Origin of the sequence: Oceanicola granulosus HTCC2516 (genome assembly GCF_000153305.1) — a bacterium.
In the GTDB taxonomy this organism is placed as follows: domain Bacteria; phylum Pseudomonadota; class Alphaproteobacteria; order Rhodobacterales; family Rhodobacteraceae; genus Oceanicola; species Oceanicola granulosus.
The window spans coordinates 116,019-132,045 of the sequence record NZ_CH724111.1 but is presented as its reverse complement, the minus strand read 5'-3'; the positions used below and the strand labels follow the sequence as shown (position 1 = coordinate 132,045).

13 protein-coding genes are annotated in these 16,027 nt (G+C 69.4%); all 13 read left to right on the top strand.

Annotated features, from left to right (window positions below; all coding sequences use genetic code 11):
- Nucleotides 1-288: 288 nt before the first annotated feature.
- Nucleotides 289-1,050, top strand: coding sequence for an AraC family transcriptional regulator (locus tag OG2516_RS18550; protein ID WP_007257244.1), 762 nt, complete (start codon nucleotides 289-291; stop codon nucleotides 1,048-1,050).
- A 217-nt stretch (nucleotides 1,051-1,267) separates the two neighbouring features.
- Nucleotides 1,268-2,008 (top strand): alpha/beta fold hydrolase, encoded by a 741-nt coding sequence (locus OG2516_RS18545; RefSeq protein ID WP_007257243.1) that lies wholly within the window; start codon nucleotides 1,268-1,270, stop codon nucleotides 2,006-2,008.
- Nucleotides 2,005-2,862 carry a phosphoenolpyruvate hydrolase family protein gene (locus OG2516_RS18540; RefSeq protein ID WP_007257242.1) on the top strand — a complete coding sequence of 286 codons (858 nt, stop codon included), beginning with the start codon at nucleotides 2,005-2,007 and terminating at the stop codon, nucleotides 2,860-2,862. The genes OG2516_RS18545 and OG2516_RS18540 overlap by 4 nt, the downstream gene beginning before the upstream one ends.
- Before the next feature lie 11 nt (nucleotides 2,863-2,873).
- A complete protein-coding gene (locus OG2516_RS18535; protein WP_007257241.1) occupies nucleotides 2,874-4,097 on the top strand; it encodes a Tm-1-like ATP-binding domain-containing protein in 1,224 nt (407 codons plus the stop codon).
- Nucleotides 4,094-5,119, top strand: coding sequence for an ABC transporter ATP-binding protein (locus OG2516_RS18530; protein WP_007257240.1), 1,026 nt, complete (start codon nucleotides 4,094-4,096; stop codon nucleotides 5,117-5,119). Before OG2516_RS18535 ends, OG2516_RS18530 begins: the two co-directional genes overlap by 4 nt.
- Before the next feature lie 26 nt (nucleotides 5,120-5,145).
- Entirely contained in the window at nucleotides 5,146-6,582 is a 1,437-nt protein-coding gene (locus OG2516_RS18525) for an ABC transporter substrate-binding protein (protein WP_007257239.1), read from the top strand.
- Nucleotides 6,583-6,604: 22 nt separating this feature from the next.
- A complete protein-coding gene (locus OG2516_RS18520) occupies nucleotides 6,605-7,549 on the top strand; it encodes a carbohydrate ABC transporter permease (RefSeq protein WP_007257238.1) in 945 nt (314 codons plus the stop codon).
- Nucleotides 7,549-8,409, top strand: coding sequence for a carbohydrate ABC transporter permease (locus OG2516_RS18515; protein WP_007257237.1), 861 nt, complete (start codon nucleotides 7,549-7,551; stop codon nucleotides 8,407-8,409). The genes OG2516_RS18520 and OG2516_RS18515 overlap by 1 nt, the downstream gene beginning before the upstream one ends.
- A gap of 2 nt (nucleotides 8,410-8,411) precedes the next feature.
- Entirely contained in the window at nucleotides 8,412-9,509 is a 1,098-nt protein-coding gene (locus tag OG2516_RS18510; protein ID WP_007257236.1) for an ABC transporter ATP-binding protein, read from the top strand.
- Complete coding sequence (locus OG2516_RS18505) at nucleotides 9,506-9,799, top strand: hypothetical protein (RefSeq protein WP_007257235.1); 294 nt, start codon at nucleotides 9,506-9,508, stop codon at nucleotides 9,797-9,799. Before OG2516_RS18510 ends, OG2516_RS18505 begins: the two co-directional genes overlap by 4 nt.
- Before the next feature lie 7 nt (nucleotides 9,800-9,806).
- On the top strand, nucleotides 9,807-11,756 hold the full coding sequence (locus tag OG2516_RS18500; protein WP_007257234.1) for an SDR family oxidoreductase: 1,950 nt from the start codon (nucleotides 9,807-9,809) through the stop codon (nucleotides 11,754-11,756).
- A 292-nt stretch (nucleotides 11,757-12,048) separates the two neighbouring features.
- Nucleotides 12,049-14,679, top strand: coding sequence for a GH116 family glycosyl-hydrolase (locus tag OG2516_RS18495; protein WP_007257233.1), 2,631 nt, complete (start codon nucleotides 12,049-12,051; stop codon nucleotides 14,677-14,679).
- Nucleotides 14,680-14,718: 39 nt separating this feature from the next.
- A complete protein-coding gene (locus OG2516_RS18490; RefSeq protein ID WP_007257232.1) occupies nucleotides 14,719-16,011 on the top strand; it encodes an ABC transporter substrate-binding protein in 1,293 nt (430 codons plus the stop codon).
- The last annotated feature ends 16 nt before the right edge of the window (nucleotides 16,012-16,027 follow it).

Sequence of the window (16,027 nt, the reverse complement as noted above, 5' to 3'; positions counted from 1 at the left end):
GACGCGCCCCGGCGACACGAACGGGTAGAGCAGCACGAACAGCCTCGTCCTGACCACCAGCGTCGAAGCGGCGAGCGGCAGCACCCTGGCGCGGCTCACAGCCGGGGCACCGGTCGCGCTCGACGACGAGGCAGCCGGACTGGCCAGCGGTCTTCGCGCGTCTGCCCGCCGGAGCCAGGGCCCGATCGCAGCCCAGCGGGGCCAGGCCGGCCCCCCCGGCCCCGGCCCCTTGCCGGCACCGCCCCGCCCCGCTATACTCGGGCACCGGCCACGGCGACGAGACGCGCGATGACCCCTACCCTGTCCGGCTGCCTCGTCGTCGAGCGCGACCGGTCCCACCGGCTCCAGGCCGAGGACTTCGTCCAGCTCGAGACGGTCTTCAACCTGCTGCCGAAGGTGATCCTCTACATCAAGGACAACTCCCGCCGCTGGGTCACCTGCAACCGCGCGGCCCTGACCCTCCTGCGCAAGCGCAGCCACGCCGAGATCGTCGGCGCGCGCGAGGAGGACTTCTTCCCCGAGGCCGTCGCGCAGGCCATTAAGGAGGACGACCTGCGCATCCTCGGGCACGGCGAGCGCATCGTCGACCGGGTCGAGCTGATCGCCAACGAGCACGGCCAGCTCGTCTGGGCCAGCACCTCCAAGCTGCCGATCCAGAACGGCGCCGGCGACGTGCTCGGCCTCGTCGGCCTGACGCAGCTGCTCGACGTCAACACCGAGCTGCCGCCGCGCTTCGAGAAGTTCCGCGATGTCATCCGCAAGATCGAGGCCGCGCTCGAGACGCCCCCGACGGTGCCCGAACTCGCCGCGATGGCGAACATGTCCGAAAGCCACTTCCGGCGCAGCTTCAAGCAGGTCTTCGGCGTCGCGCCGCAGGAGTTCATCCTGCAGCAGAGGCTGCGCCAGGCGGCGACGCTGCTGACCCGGACCAACCGCTCGATCGCGCAGGTGGCGCTGACCTGCGGCTTCGGCGACCAGAGCCACTTCAGCCGCCAGTTCCGCCGCTTCTTCGGCGAGTCGCCGCGCAGCTACCGGCTCCACTGGCGCTGAGCGCGCGGCCGGATGATCGATTACGCATAGTTTTTGCCGGGAAACGTGCAAGAAGCACGGCCGGAATCGCGCCAGTCTCATCCCCGGGAGCGGCACTGGGAGGCGCCGCGATAGGGAGGGCGGCCTGCCTGGCCGCGAGAGAGACGTGGACGTTTTTCGCTGTGACAACGGCAGGATAGACTATGTCCTGCACCAGGGGCCCGCGGCCGGCGGGACGATGGTCCTGCTGCATGGGCTCGGGGCGTCCAGCGCTCAGTTCGAGTTCCTCCTGCCCGGCCTCGCCGACCGGCACAGCGTGCTCATGGTCGATTGTCCCGGACACGGCGGCAACCTGGCCGAGCCGTCGGCCCCGATCGGCTTCGCGCCCTTCACCGAGCTGGTGCTGCAGCTCTGCGCGCATCTCGGCATCCGCGACGCCCGCTTCGCCGGCATCTCCATGGGCAGCGCCCTCGCGCTCGCCTGCGCCGCCCGCCAGCCGGAGCTGGTGCGCGCGCTGGTGCTGATCCGCCCGTCCTGGCTCGCCGCCCCCGCGCCCGACCACCTCGCCCTGATCGACCGCTGCGGCCGCTGGCTGACGGAGGCCGATCCCGCGGCGGCGCAGCGGCAGCTGGAGGCCGACCCCGACTACATCGAGATGCGCGACGAGGTGCCGCTCGCGGCCGCCTCGGTGCGCGCGCTCTTCGCGCGGCCCCACGCCGCCGCCCACGCGCCCGTCCTGTCTGCGATGTTCCACAGCGCGCCGTTCGACGCGATACGCGCGCTGCGCGCCATCCGCACGCCCGCCATCGTCGTCGGCACCCACGCCGACAGCCTGCACCCCGTGCCCATCGCCAACGCCACCGCCAACGCGCTCCCCGACGCGGAGCTCGTCATCCTGCCGCCCCGCTACCTGCAGCCCGACAAGCACCGGGCCGCGCTCGCGCAACTGCTTCTGAACCCGACCGGAGTCGCCGCATGATCACCGCCCGCCTCGATCCCAAGGAATTCCTGAAGGCGCTGCGCGCCAAGGTCGCGGGCCGCGAGCCCGTGATGATCGCCAGCGCCGGCAGCGGGCTGGTGGCGCAGATCCTCGAGGAGCAGGGGGTCGACTTCATCAACACCTTCTCCGGCGCGCGCCTGCGCTCCAACGGCATGGGCACCATGTCGATGCTCTGGCCGATCCTCGACAGCAACGAGCAGACCCTGCGCTACACCCGCGAGGACATCATGCCCGCGGTCCGGGGCAAGGCGTCGATCTGCGCCTGCCTCAACGCCAACGACCCGCTCAAGGACATGCGCGTCGTGCTCGACGACTGCCTTCGCATGGGAGTCACCAGCGTCAGCAACATCGGGCCGTCGGTGTCCTACGTGGACGCTGGAAGCGAGATCAAGAAGGTGCTCACCAGCGCCGGGATCACGCTCGACAACGAGATCGAGATGCTCAAGCTCGCCAGGGAGATGGGCCTGATCACCGTCGGGCTCGCCTTCACCGTCGAGGACAGCCTGCGCATCGTCGACGAGGCCCGCCCGGATGTCTTCTGCTACCACGCCGGCACCACCAAGGGCGGGCGCAAGGGCTACGACGACGGCACCACCATCGCCGACACCGCCCGCACCACCGAGGAGGCCTACCGCGCCATCCGCGCCGTCGACCCCGACGTGATCCTGCTCGGGCACGGCGCCGCGATGGAGACTCCGGAAGACGCGCAGTTCATGCTCGACAACACCTCGGGCGACGGCTTCTGGACCGGCTCCTCGACCGAGCGGCTGCCCATCGAGCGCGCCGTCACCGAGGCCGCGGCGCGCTTCAAGTCCCTGAAATTCAGCAAGTGAGCGGGGCGGCCATGAGCGCGACCATCTACATCCTCTCGACCGCCGACACGAAGGGCGAGGAGACCGCCTTCCTGCGTGAGCGCATCGAGGCGCAGGGCGGCACCGCGAAGGTCATCGACTTCGGCGTCATGTCCGAACCGACGATCCCGGTCGACGTCACCGCCGGGGAGGTCGCGCGGGCCGGCGGCGCCGACCTCGCCGCGCTGCGCGCCGGGCGCAAGCGCGAGGAGGCCAGCGCCGCGATGACCCGCGGCATGATCGCGCTCCTCTCCGGCCTGCACGACGACGGCAAGCTGCAGGGCGTCGTCGGCCTCGGCGGCACCCAGGGCACGGCGGCCGCGACGGCGGTGATGCGGGCGCTGCCCTACGGCCTGCCCAAGGTGATGATCTCCACGATGGCCTCGGGCGACACCTCCGGCTACGTCGGCAACCGCGACATCACCATGATGTTCTCGGTCAGCGACATCCTCGGCCTCAACCCGTTCCTGCGCAACGTGCTCAACAACGCCGCCGGCGCCGTCGTCGGCATGGCCGACGCGGCCGCGAAGGTCTCCTACCGCTCCGAGCGGCCGGTGATCGGCATGACCAACCTCGGCGTCCTGACCCAGGGCACCATGCACGCGATCGGCAAGCTCAACGAGGCCGGCTACGAGGTGATCGTGTTCCACGCCGTCGGCTCGGGCGGCGCGGCGATGGAGGCGATGATGCGCGAGGGCGTCGTCACCGCCGTCTTCGACTACGCCCTCGGCGAGCTCACCGACCAGATGTTCGGCGGCATCCGGGCGAGCGACGACAGCCGCATGACCGTGGCCGCGGAGCTCGGCCTGCCGACCGTCATCGTCCCCGGCGGGGCCGACCATATCGGCGTGCTCGTCGACGAGCCCGACGCGGTGCCCGAGCGCTACGCGGGCCGCAAGGTCTCGTGGCACAACCCCGTCATCCTCGTGCCCCGCACCTCCGCCGACGAGGGCCGCGCGCTGATGGCCGAGCTCGCCCGCCGGATGCGCCACGCCCGCAATTGCGCGATCCTGCTGCCCCTGAAGGGCGTCAGCTCCTACTCCGTCGAGGGCGGCGAGCTGCGCGACCCGGACGCCGACGCCGCGCTCTTCGAGGCGGCGCACGCCGAGTTCGACGGCCACCTCCCGGTGATCGACGTCGACGCCGCCGCCGAGGACCCCGCCTTCGTCGAGCGCGCCATCGCCGAGCTCACCGGCCTGATCGACCGCGCGTCATGATCCTGGAGCTGTCCGATATCCACAAGTCCTACGGGCGCCACGCGGCGCTCAAGGGCCTGAGCCTGTCGGTCAGGGAGGGGTCCTTCACGGCGCTGCTGGGGCCGTCCTCGGCCGGCAAGACCACCACGCTGCGCATCATCGGCGGGCTTGAGACGGTCGACCGGGGCGCGTTCAGCCTCTACGGACAGGACGCGCTCGACGTCCCCGTGCAGGGCCGCGACCTCGCGATGGTGTTCCAGACCTTCGCGCTCTACCCGCATCTCACCGTCGCCGAGAACCTCGGCTACCCGCTGCGCCGCGCCGGCCTGTCGCGCGCCGAGACGGCGACGCGGGTGACGGAGACGGCCGAGATGCTGCGCATCGCGCACCGCATCGCGGTCAAGCCCGGGCAGCTCTCGGGCGGCGAGCGCCAGCGCGTCGCCATCGGGCGGGCGCTGATCCGCAAGCCGCGCCTGCTGCTGCTCGACGAGCCGCTGACCAACCTCGACGCCAAGCTGCGCGACGAGATGCGAGTCGAGCTCAAGCGGCTGCACCGCGAGCTCGGGATCACCATGCTCTTCGCGACGCCCGATCAGCTCGAGGCGACGAGCATGGCCGAGCAGATCGCCCTCATCGACGACGGCCGCATAATCGCCAGGGGCACTCCCGACGACCTCTACGAGGCGCCGCGCTCGGCCAAGGTCGCGCGGATGCTCGGCTCGCCGCCCGCCAACGTCGTCGCCGGGGCGGCGACGCCGCGGGGGCTGTCCCTCGGCTTCGCCACGCTCGCCGACGCCGCGCATCCCTCGGGCCAGTACGTGATCCGGCCCAACCACCTGCGGCTCGATCCCGCCGCCCCCGATTTCCGCGCCGACGTCGTGCTGATCGAAGCCCTCGGCGATTCCACCGTCCTGCACCTCGAAGCCGGCGACCACGCCCTGCGCTGCGTCTGCTTCGGCGAGACCGCCCGCACCGTGCGGATCGGCGACGAGGTTCCGCTGCGCATCGACCGCGACCATCTCCGGGCGCTGCCGGAGCCATGACCAAGTCCAACTGGAGGAGACGGACAATGAAGAAGTATCTGCTGGCCAGCGTGGCCATACTGGCGGGGTCCGCGGCCTGCGCCGAAGACATCGTGATCCGCATGGCCGCGCCCGACTGGGGCCCGACCCGCTTCATGCAGGACTACGCCAACGAGACCTACACCGCCCCCTCGGGCAACAACGTCACGCTCGAGATCGACTTCATCCCGTGGGCGAACTTCTTCGACCGCGTGAACGCCTCGCTCAATTCCGGCGAGCAGAAGTACCAGATGATCGTGTCCGACAGCCAGTGGCTCGGCAACTTCGTCGAGGCCGGCCACTTCCTAAAGCTCAACGAGTACATCGAGGCCGACCCGGAGCTGCAGGCGATCATGCAGGACGTCCACCCCGCGCTGGTGGCCGGCTTCTCGACCTACCCGCACGTCCCTGCCGAGGAGATCGAGGCCGCCGGCGGCTACGCGCCCGACATCAGCTACTACGGCTTCCCGCAATTCCCCGACGCCTACTTCACCTACTACCGCAACGACCTGTTCTGCGACGAGGCCGAGAACGCCGCCTTCGAGGAACAATACGGCGCGCCGCTGCCGTGCGAGCCGGCCGACTGGGACGACGTCACCTGGGAGGACTGGGGCAACTACGGCGCGTTCTTCACCCGCACCGCCGGCGAGACGCTCGCGGGCGAGACTCTGAGCGAAGACGTCTACGGCATCGCCTACCAGGCCGGCAAACCGCTCGACTTCTCGACCATGCAGATCAACGCCTTCCTGTGGCAGTGGGGCGGCGGCATCTGGGACGAGTCCAACGAGCCCGAGGCCCAGGTGATGGGCGTCGTGAACTCGCCCGAGAACATCGAGGCCTTCGAGACCTACCTGTCGCTGCTCGATTACGCGCCGCCGATCGCGCAGACCGGGCAGATGGGGATCTTCGAGATTCAGGATCTCTACATGCAGGGCAAGATCGCCGCGATCATCGACTGGGCCGCGCTCGCCGCGCCGGTCGTCGACCCCGCGACCAGCTCCGTCGCCGACGTCACCAGCTTCGCCATGATGCCCGGCCACATGCGCGACGGCGAGATCGACCGCTCCGCCAACCTCGGCGGCCAGCCCTTCGTGCTGACCTCGTGGAACGACGAGACGGTCACCCGGGAAGCCCTCGACGTGGTGAAGTGGTGGCTCTCGGAAGAGACCCAGATCGCCGCGGTCAAGGCGGGCGGCCAGTCCGGCCTGCAATCGGTGATGAACAACCCCGAGTACGACAGCTGGTCGCCCTGGAACGAGTACTTCCGCCGGTCTCTGCCCTGGCAGAAGGACCTTTGGCACGTGCCGGAGATGTTCGAGATGCTGACCCAGCAGCAGGAGGAGTTCGACCGCGCCATCACCGGCCAGATCTCCGCCGAGGAGGCGCTCAACAACGTCGCCGAGTTCCAGGACGAGCTGCTGCGCGACGCAGGCCGCCTGGACTGACCAACCGCGAGGATCCCACGTCTTGGAACGCGAGATGCACCTGCCTGCCGCATTCACCGCCCGGACTTCGGGGCGTGGGATCCTGCGATGGCTCAATGCCCCCGAGCGGCGCGGCCCCCTGCTGGTCGCGCCGGCCATCCTGACCCTGCTTCTGGTCAACATCCTGCCGCTGCTGTGGTCGTTCGGCCTCAGCTTCTTCAACTACCGCGCCAACCGCATGGCCACCCCGCGCTTCGACGGGCTCGAGAACTACGTCGACCTGCTCGGCGATGACCGGGTCTGGGAGCGCTTCGTCACCACCGGGCTGATCGTGACCGGCTCGGTCGGGCTGCAGCTCGTGGTCGGGTTCGGGCTGGCGATGCTGTTCGCCAGGAAGTTCCCGCTGCGCCGGGTGCTGCTGATGCTGGTGCTGACGCCGATGATGCTGTCGTTCGTGTCGGTCGGCATCTTCTTCAAGCTCTTCTACGACCCGACGCTCGGGCTGCTGTCGTGGTTCGTCGCCATGTTCACCGGGGAGCCCTTCGCGATCATGGCCACCCCCGCCGGCGCGATCTGGGCGATCGTCATCGCCGACGCCTGGATGTGGTCGCCGTTCGTGATGCTGCTGGTGCTGGCCGGTCTCGTCTCGGTCCCCGACTATCTCTACGAGGCCGCGCAGGTCGACCGCGCCAGCCACTGGCGGCGCTTCAAGACGATCACCTTCCCTTACGTGAAGGGCCTGATCCTGCTGGCGCTGCTGTTTCGCACCATCGAGACCTTCAAGACCTTCGAGCTGGTCTACCTGATCACCGCCGGCGGCCCCGGCACCGCGACCGAGACGATCGCCGTCTACGCCTACCGGCTCGGCTTCCAGAACTTCCGCACCTCGGAGGCCTCGGCGATGGCCTACCTGATCCTGTTCATCGTGATCGTGCTGACGTCGCTGTACCTCTACCTCGTCAAGCAGCGCAACTCGGAGGAGGTCTGATGTCGTTCCGCAAGCACAACGAGGGCGGCTGGGGCCAGACGCTCGTCTCCGGGCTGGTCGCGGTGATCTACTTCGCGCCGGTCTTCTGGATGATCCTGACCGCCTTCAAGACCCGCCAGGACGCGCTGGCGATCCCGCCGAAGCTGATCTTCACGCCCACGCTCGAGAACTTCAGATCGGTGTTCGTGGAGGTCACGAGCAGCGGCGAGGTCGTCTCCACCGGGGCCTGGCTCTACTTCGCCAACTCCGCCTTCATCGCCGGCGCCTCGGTGCTGCTCGCGCTGATCATCGGCACGCTCGCCGCCTACGCCTTCTCGCGCTACCCGCTGAAGGGCAACGACACCTACCTGTTCATCATCCTGACGACCCGGATGCTGCCGCCCATCGTCGTCATCATCCCGATCTTCCTGCTGTTCCGCATCACCGGCCTGTCGGGCACCTACATCGGCATCATCCTGCTCTACACCAGCTTCAACCTGCCGTTCTCGATCTGGATGATGAAGAGCTTCTTCGACGACCTCGACCGCGAGGTCGAGGACAGCGCGCGCATGGACGGCTCGAGCGACTGGGCCGTGTTCGGCCGGATCGTGCTGCCGCAGGTGCTCGCCGGGCTGGCGGCCACGCTCGTCTTCGCGCTGATCCTGACGTGGAACGAGTTCATCTTCGCGCTGCTGCTCACCGGCCCCGAGACCCGGACCGTGCCCGTCGCCATCGCCTCCACCATCGGCGGCTCCATCGGGGTCGACTGGGGGAAGCTGTCGGCGATGATCACGCTCTTCCTCATCCCCGTCTTCATCGTGACCTTCGCCCTGCAGAACCAGCTGCTGCGCGGGGTCACCTTCGGAACCATTCGGAAGTAACCATGTCGGAGCTCACCCTCACCAAGGTCTCCAAGCAGTTCGGCGGCTTCCGGGCGGTCGAGGACATCGACCTGACCGTCGCGCCCGACGAGGTGCTGTGCCTGCTCGGCCCGTCGGGCTGCGGCAAGACGACGACCCTGCGCATGATCGCCGGCCTCGAGAGCGTCAGCCACGGCTCCGTCGCCTTCGGCGGCCGCGACCTCTCCGCCCTGCCCGCGCAGGACCGCAACGTGGCGATGGCGTTCCAGTTCTACGCCCTCTACCCCGACCTCACCGTCGAGGAGAACCTCGTCTTCCCGCTCGCCGCCGAGGGGCTCGACGCGCGCGAGCGGCAGGCGCGGCTCGATCACGTCGCCTCGGTGCTGCAGCTCGGCGGCGTGCTGCAGCGGCGGCCGCACGAGCTGTCGGAGGGCGAGAAGCAGCGGGTCGCGGTCGGGCGCTGCATCATCCGCCGGCCCAACGCCTTCCTGTTCGACGAGCCCCTGAGCCGCCTCGACGTCGCCCTGCGCGAAGACATGCGCGGCTCGATCCGCCGCATCCTCGCCACGCTCAACCGCCCCACCGTCATCGTCACCCACGACCAGCTCGAGGCGATGACGATGGGCGACCGCATCGCCGTGATGCGCGACGGCGGCATCGAGCAGGTCGGCACGCCGCAGGACGTGTTCGACTACCCCGACAACACCTTCGTCGCGGGCTTCATCGGCACGCCGCAGATGACCCTCCTCGACGGCACCTGCCTCGGCGCCGACGATGGCGGCATCGTCATCGGCACCGACCACGCCCGCTGGACCGTCCCGCATGCCCACTTCCACCGCCGCCCCTGCAAGGGCGACCGGCTCACCTTCGGCTTCCGCCCCCGCGCGGCCTCGCTGGAGGCCGGCGCCCTGGGCCTCGACGGCTGCCGCCTCGTGCTGAGCGAGCACATGGGCGCCGAGAAGCTGCTGCACTTCGACTGGCACGGCCAGGCAGTGCGCGTGCTGACGCAGTCGCGCGCGCCCGAGGTCGACGCCCTGCGCCGCGTCGGCGTCGATCTGCGCGCGCTCCACGTCTTCGACGGCGACGGCCGGCGCCTCAGCGTGAAGGGGATTCCGCAATGAACACCCTCACCGCGAAGTCCGCCCGCTTCTGGCGCGGCGTGATCCTCGCCATGTCCATCGCCTCGCTGGTGATGGTCTTCCAGCCCTTCTTCATGCCGGTCTTCGCCCTCGGGTGCGTGCTGGCCTTCGTCTCGGCCCTGGTCTTCAACCTGATGCCCTTCCTGCAAGCGGGCGGGCAATGGCGGCAGGTCGGCCGGGCCGCGCTCATCATCTGCCTGGTCTTCGCCGTCGTCTTCGCCCTCGCGATCGCGGCGACCTACGGCTACGTCCTTTATCTGCAGGGGAAATAACGCTTCCATGGAAAACCGCTGGAACGATGCCGACGCGCCCCGGTCCGATCTCGAACTGCGGGCCTACACGTCGCGGCTGATCGGGATCGACCCCGCCCTGGTGCTGCACGGCGGCGGCAACACCTCCGTCAAGACCGAGGTCGAGGACGTCTTCGGCGAGACCGTCGAGGCGATCTTCGTGAAGGCCTCCGGCTTCGACCTCGCCAGGATGTGGACGGAAGGCTTCACCGGCCTCGCGCTCGCGCCGCTGCTGCGCCTCGCCGAGCTCGAGCGGCTGAGCGATCCCGACATGGTCCGCGAGGTTAAGCGCACCCAGTTCGAGCCGAGCGCCGCCAACGCCTCGATCGAGGCCATCGTGCACGCGGTCATCCCGCACAAGTTCGTCGACCATTCCCACGCCGACGCGATCCTCACCCTCTCCAACAGCGCCCTCCCCGGCAGCATCTGGTCCGAGCTGTTCGGCAGCAGCGTCGCGGTGCTGCCCTACGTGAAGCCCGGCTTCGACCTCGCCCTGCAGATCAAGGCCTTCCGCGACGAGGGCGGGTTCGAGGGGTGCGACGGGCTGATCCTGGAGAACCACGGCCTGTTCACCTTCTCCGACGACGCCAGGGCGGCCTACGACCGTCACATCGAGCTCGTCGACATCGCCGAGCGCCACCTGCGCGACCGCTACGGCGACCTGGCCCCCGAAGACGCGCCCGCGCAGGACGCGCTGACGCTGGCGAGGGTGCGCAAGGCCGTCGGGCACCTCGCCGGCACCGCCGTGCTGTCCCGCCCCTCCTGCGCGGTGCCGGCCGAGGTGGCCGGGCCGCTTGCCGGGATGGCCCGCCACGGCACCGTCACGCCCGAGCACGTCATCCACAACAAGCCCTTCCCGGCCCTGATCGGCGACGACATCGCCGCCGACCTCGCCACCTTCGCCGAGGATTATCAGGCCTACTTCGACCGCGCCGCCGACCCGTCGCTCGAGCGCCTGCCGCTGCACCCGCACTGGGCCGTCTTCGCCGACGGCGCGATCCGCAGTTTCGCCCCCAACCTCAAGCGCGCGCAGGTCTCGGCCGACGTCGCCCGCACCACCGCCCGCGCCCTGCTCTACGCCCGCGAGACGGGCGGCTGGCAGGGCCTGTCGGAAGACGACCTGCGCGGCCTCGAATACTGGGAGCTCGAGCAGGCCAAGCTGAAGAAGCAGCCCAGGGACCCGGAGCTGAGCGGCAAGGTCGCCGTCGTCACCGGCGCCGCCTCCGGCATCGGCCTCGCCACCGCCCGCCGCCTCAACGCGCGCGGCGCGGTCGTCGTCGGCTTCGACATCAACCCCGACACCCCCGCGATCCTCGACGGGCCCGGCCTCGCCGGCAAGATCGTCGACGCCACCGACGACGCCGCGACGCGCGCCGCGCTCGACGGGATCGTGCAGGAGTTCGGCGGCCTCGACATCGTGGTCTGCAACGCCGGCACCTTCCCCGCCGGCCAGCACGTGGCCGATCTCGACGACGCCACGTGGAGCCGCTCGATGGCGCTCAACCTCGACGCGCACATGAAGCTCGCCCGCGCCGCCATCCCGCTGCTCGAACACGGCTTCGACCCGGCCATCGTCTTCATGGCCTCGCGCAACGTGACCGCCCCCGGCCCCGGCGCGGCGGCCTACAGCGTCGCCAAGGCCGGGCTGACCCAGCTCATGCGCGTCCTCGCGCTCGAGCTCGCGCCCCTGGGCATCCGGGTCAACGCCCTGCACCCCGACGCCGTCTTCGACACCGGCCTCTGGACCGCCGAGGCCCTCGAACGCTCCGCCGCGCGCTACGGCATGAGCGTCGCCGACTACAAGGCGCGCAACCTGCTGAAGGCCGAGATCACCTCCGACGACATCGCCAACGCCGTCCTCGCCTGCGTCGGCGCAACGCTGCGGGTGACGACCGGCGCCCAGATCCCCGTCGACGGCGGCAACGACCGCGTCATCTGACCGCCGCCACCGGCGCGGCCGCTCCCGATCAGGGCCATGCACGCGTCGAGCCGGGCGAGCATGCCGTCGAAGTGGCCTGCGCGAGCCGGCTCATCGGCCACGTCGACCAACTCCCATTCCGCAAGCTCGTCCGGCCTCGGGCGCGGCGTCCACGCCCGCCGCAGGCCGATCGGCATGGACCGGCAGGCCCCGCGCCCGCCCCCGGCATCGCACCATGTGCACGAATGTCATCCAACAAGCGTGAACGCGCAGGCCTGCTTCCCCCGCTAGCGTGCCCCCAGGAGGACGCAGAATGACAAAGAACGACAGGCAGATCTTCGACGCCAGGACATCGCCCTACGCGGTGTTTCCCCTCGGCGGCATCGGTGCGGGCACGGTCGGGATCGGCGCCGACGGCCGGCTGCAGGACTGGGAGATCTTCAACCGCCCGGCCAAGGGGAGCGTCAACGGCTTCTCGCATTTCGCCGTCCGCGCCGAGAGGGCGGGGGAGGTCGTCGACACCCGCGTCCTCCATGGCCCCTTCACCGGCAACCGCACCGGCTCGTTCCTCGCGCCCGAGTTCAACGGCTACGGCTTCGGGCCGCGCCGCCAGCAGATGACCGGCTTCCCCTCGTTCCGCAGCTCCTCGCTCGCCGGCCCCTACCCGGCCGCCGATCTGACGTTCGAAGACCCGGCCTTCCCGGGCGCCGTCGACATGCGTGCCCTGAGCCCGTTCGTCCCGCTCGAAGACCGCGACAGCTCCATGCCCGTCGCGATGTTCGAGGTGACGTTCAACAACCCCGGCGACACGCCGCTCGACTACACCCTGTTCGGCTGCCTCGCCTTCGACTTCGTCGACCTCGAGGGCAACGCCGAGGTCGACATCGCCACCGGCGACCGGACGATCCTGACCGGCCGGACCACGCTGGGCGAGGATCACCCCGATCACCGCCAGCTGTCGCTCGCGACCGACCACGACGACACCAGCCACCAGCACCACCTCTACCGCGGCAACTGGTTCGACACGATGGAGGTCTACTGGGCCGACATCGCGCGCGGCGGCCGCCTGCGCGACCGCAAGTACCCGAGCGCCAAGAGCAGCGTCGCCAACAACCAGGCCGACGCCATCGAGCACTCGCTGCTGGCGGCGCACGTCACCGTCCCGGCCGGTGAATCGCGCACGGTCCGGATGGCGCTGTCCTGGTACGTCCCGAACTTCCGCAAGTACTGGCTCACGACCTTCCCGATGGCCTGCTGCAAGCCGAGCGCCGAGGTGCAGACCCACTGGAAGAACTACTACGCGACGCAATGGTCCTCGGCCGAGGAAGTGGCGCGCGTCGCGCTCGACGGCTGGGCCGACCTGCGCGACCGCACCCTCGCCTTCCGCAACGTGCTCTCCGACACCACCCTGCCCCCGGCCGTGGCCGACGCCGTCGGCGCGAACCTGTCGATCCTGAAGTCGCCGACGGTCGCGCGGCTCGAAGACGGGACGTTCTACGGGTTCGAGGGCTGCCATGCCAGCGCGGGCTGCTGTGAAGGATCGTGCACGCATGTCTGGAACTACCAGCAGGCATTGCCGTTCCTGTTCCCGTCGCTCGAGCGGTCCATGCGGATTGCGGATTTCGAGGAGAACCAGGACCCCGAAAGTGGCGGCATGGCGTTCCGCATCGCCCTGCCCAAGGGCGTCGGGCGCAGCTCCGTGCGCCCCTGCGCCGACGGCCAGTTCGGCAACGTGATGAAGGCCTACCGCGACTGGAAGCTCTCGGGCGACGACGCCTGGCTGCGCAGCCTCTGGCCCAGCATCAAGTCGGCCATCGAGTTCGCCTGGCACCCCGACAACCCCGACCGCTGGGACCCCGACCAGACCGGCGTGCTCAGCGGCCGCCAGCACCACACGCTCGACATGGAGCTCTTCGGGCCGAACTCGTGGCTCGCCGGCTTCTACCTCGGCGCGCTCTCTGCCGGGGCCGAGATGGCCGAGTTCGTCGGCGAGGCCGACACCGCCGCGCAGTACCGCGCCCTGTTCGAGAAGGGCAAGGCGTGGGTCGGCGAGGAGCTGTTCAACGGCGAATGGTTCGCCCAGAAGATCGATATCGCCGATCGCGACACCCTGGCGCCCTTCCAGGAGCCGGGCGGCGACGCCAGCCACATCAGCGGCAGCATCTTCGAGCAATATTGGTCGGAGGAGCACGGCGAGCTGAAGTACCAGATCGGCGCGGGCTGCGCGATCGACCAGGTGCTGGCGGAGTGGCACGCGCGCCTCTACGGCCTCGACCACCTGTACGACCCGAACGATTTCGCCACCGCCGTGCGCGCCATCTACGAGCACAATTTCGTCGAGCGCCTCGGAGACCTCGCCAACCCCTGCCGGGTCTTCGGGCTCGAGGAGGAGAGCGGCACCACCATCTGCAGCTGGCCCCGCGACGTGCCCCGCCCCGCGATTCCGGTACCTTATTCACAGGAGACGATGCACGGCTTCGAGTACGCCTTCGGCTGTCAGCTGATGATGATCGGCGAGATCGACAAGGGCGTGCGCGTCTTCGAGGCGGTCCGCGACCGCTACGCCGGCCACAACCGCAATCCGTGGAACGAGTTCGAGTGCGGCTCCAACTACGCCCGCTCCATGGCCGCCTATGCCGCCGTGCCGATCCTGTCGGGCTTCACCTTCGACGCCGGCGCAGCGTCGATGGGCTTCGCCCCCATTCACGACGCCAACGGCACCTTCCGCTCGATCTGGTCCAACGGCACCGCCTGGGGACAGGTGACGCTGACCGACGACGCCGCGGAGCTGACGGTGATGGGCGGCCGCCTCGAGCTCGGGGAACTGACCCTGCGCGACAAGACCCTCGACGCCGCCGCGCTGGCGGACGCCGCGGGCGGCGCGGTCGAGGAGGGCCGCGCCCGGTTGCCGGCGGGGACGAAGCTGAGCCTCGCGCTGACCTGACGACCTGAACCAACCAAAGGTACCGGAGGAGGACCTGAGATGAAAACCCACACCCGACCGATCGCCCTGCCGATCGCTCTCGCGGCCGGCCTGGCCGCGAGCGCCGGCCAGGCACAGGTGGCAAGCGACATCGAGGCGACGCTTTCGGTGGCCCAGTGGTCGAGCGAGCAGATCATTTCGGCCACCGACGCCGCCATCGCGCGCTTCGCCGAAAAATACCCGAACGTCACCATCGAGACCCAGTACATCCCGATCGTCTCCGGCAACTGGGGCGACTACATCAACGCCATCACCAACCAGATCGCCGCCGGCGACTCGCCCGACATCATCGCCGTCGCCATCGAGGGCTTCGCCCAGCTCGCGGCGTCCGGCGTGCTCATGGACCTCGACACCTTCACCGAGGGCAACGAGGCCGCGGCCGAGGTCATGGCGGGGATCGAGCAGAACCTGCTCGACGGGATGCGCACCAAGGGGACGGGAGAGCTGAACTTCTTCCCGACCGAGTGGAACAACATCGTCATGTACTACAACAAGGACATGTTCGATGCCGCGGGCCTGGACTACCCCGCCCCCGACTGGACCTGGGACGAATTCCGTCAGGTCGCCGCCGATCTGACCCTCAGGGACGATGCCGGCAACGTCACCCAGTACGGCTATTTCGTCCCGGGCTTCTTCTTCGGCATGGAGCCCTGGTACCTGACGAACGAGGCTGCGGTTCTCGACGCAGAGTGGCGCGAGCCGACGGTCGACACGCCCGAGTTCCGCGAGACGCTGGAGTTCCTGCACGCGCTGATCCACGAGGACGGGTCCGCGCCGGCCTACGAAACCGGCGTGGGGATCGAGAAGTTCAACGCCGGGCAGATCGCCATGTTCTCGGCCGGTCACTGGCCGGTGCCCTCGATCCGGGCGGGCGAGCAGCAGAACGTCGGCGTCCAGCACATGCCGATGAACAAAGTGCAGACGACCGTCTACGGGATCGGCGGCCTCGGCATCACGAAGGCGACAGAGCACCCCGATCTCGCCTGGGCCTTCGTCGAGGAGATGACCGGGCCGGAATATCAACAAAGCCTCGCCGACGACGGCAGCTCGATCCCGACGGCCCGCGCCTTCGCCACGACCGATGAATTCACCGCCTGGCCGGACAACTCGGAGATCTTCTACGAGACCGCCGAGACAGCCATCCCGGTGACGTCCCCGGCCAACTACGCCGTGGTGCAGGAGATCGTGGGCCGCTATCTGTCGACCTACTTCAACGACGAAGTCGGCCTCGACGACACCATCGCGGGCATGGATCGCGAACTCGACCGCGCCATGGCGCGCGCCAACCGCTAACCTCCCCCGTGGTCCG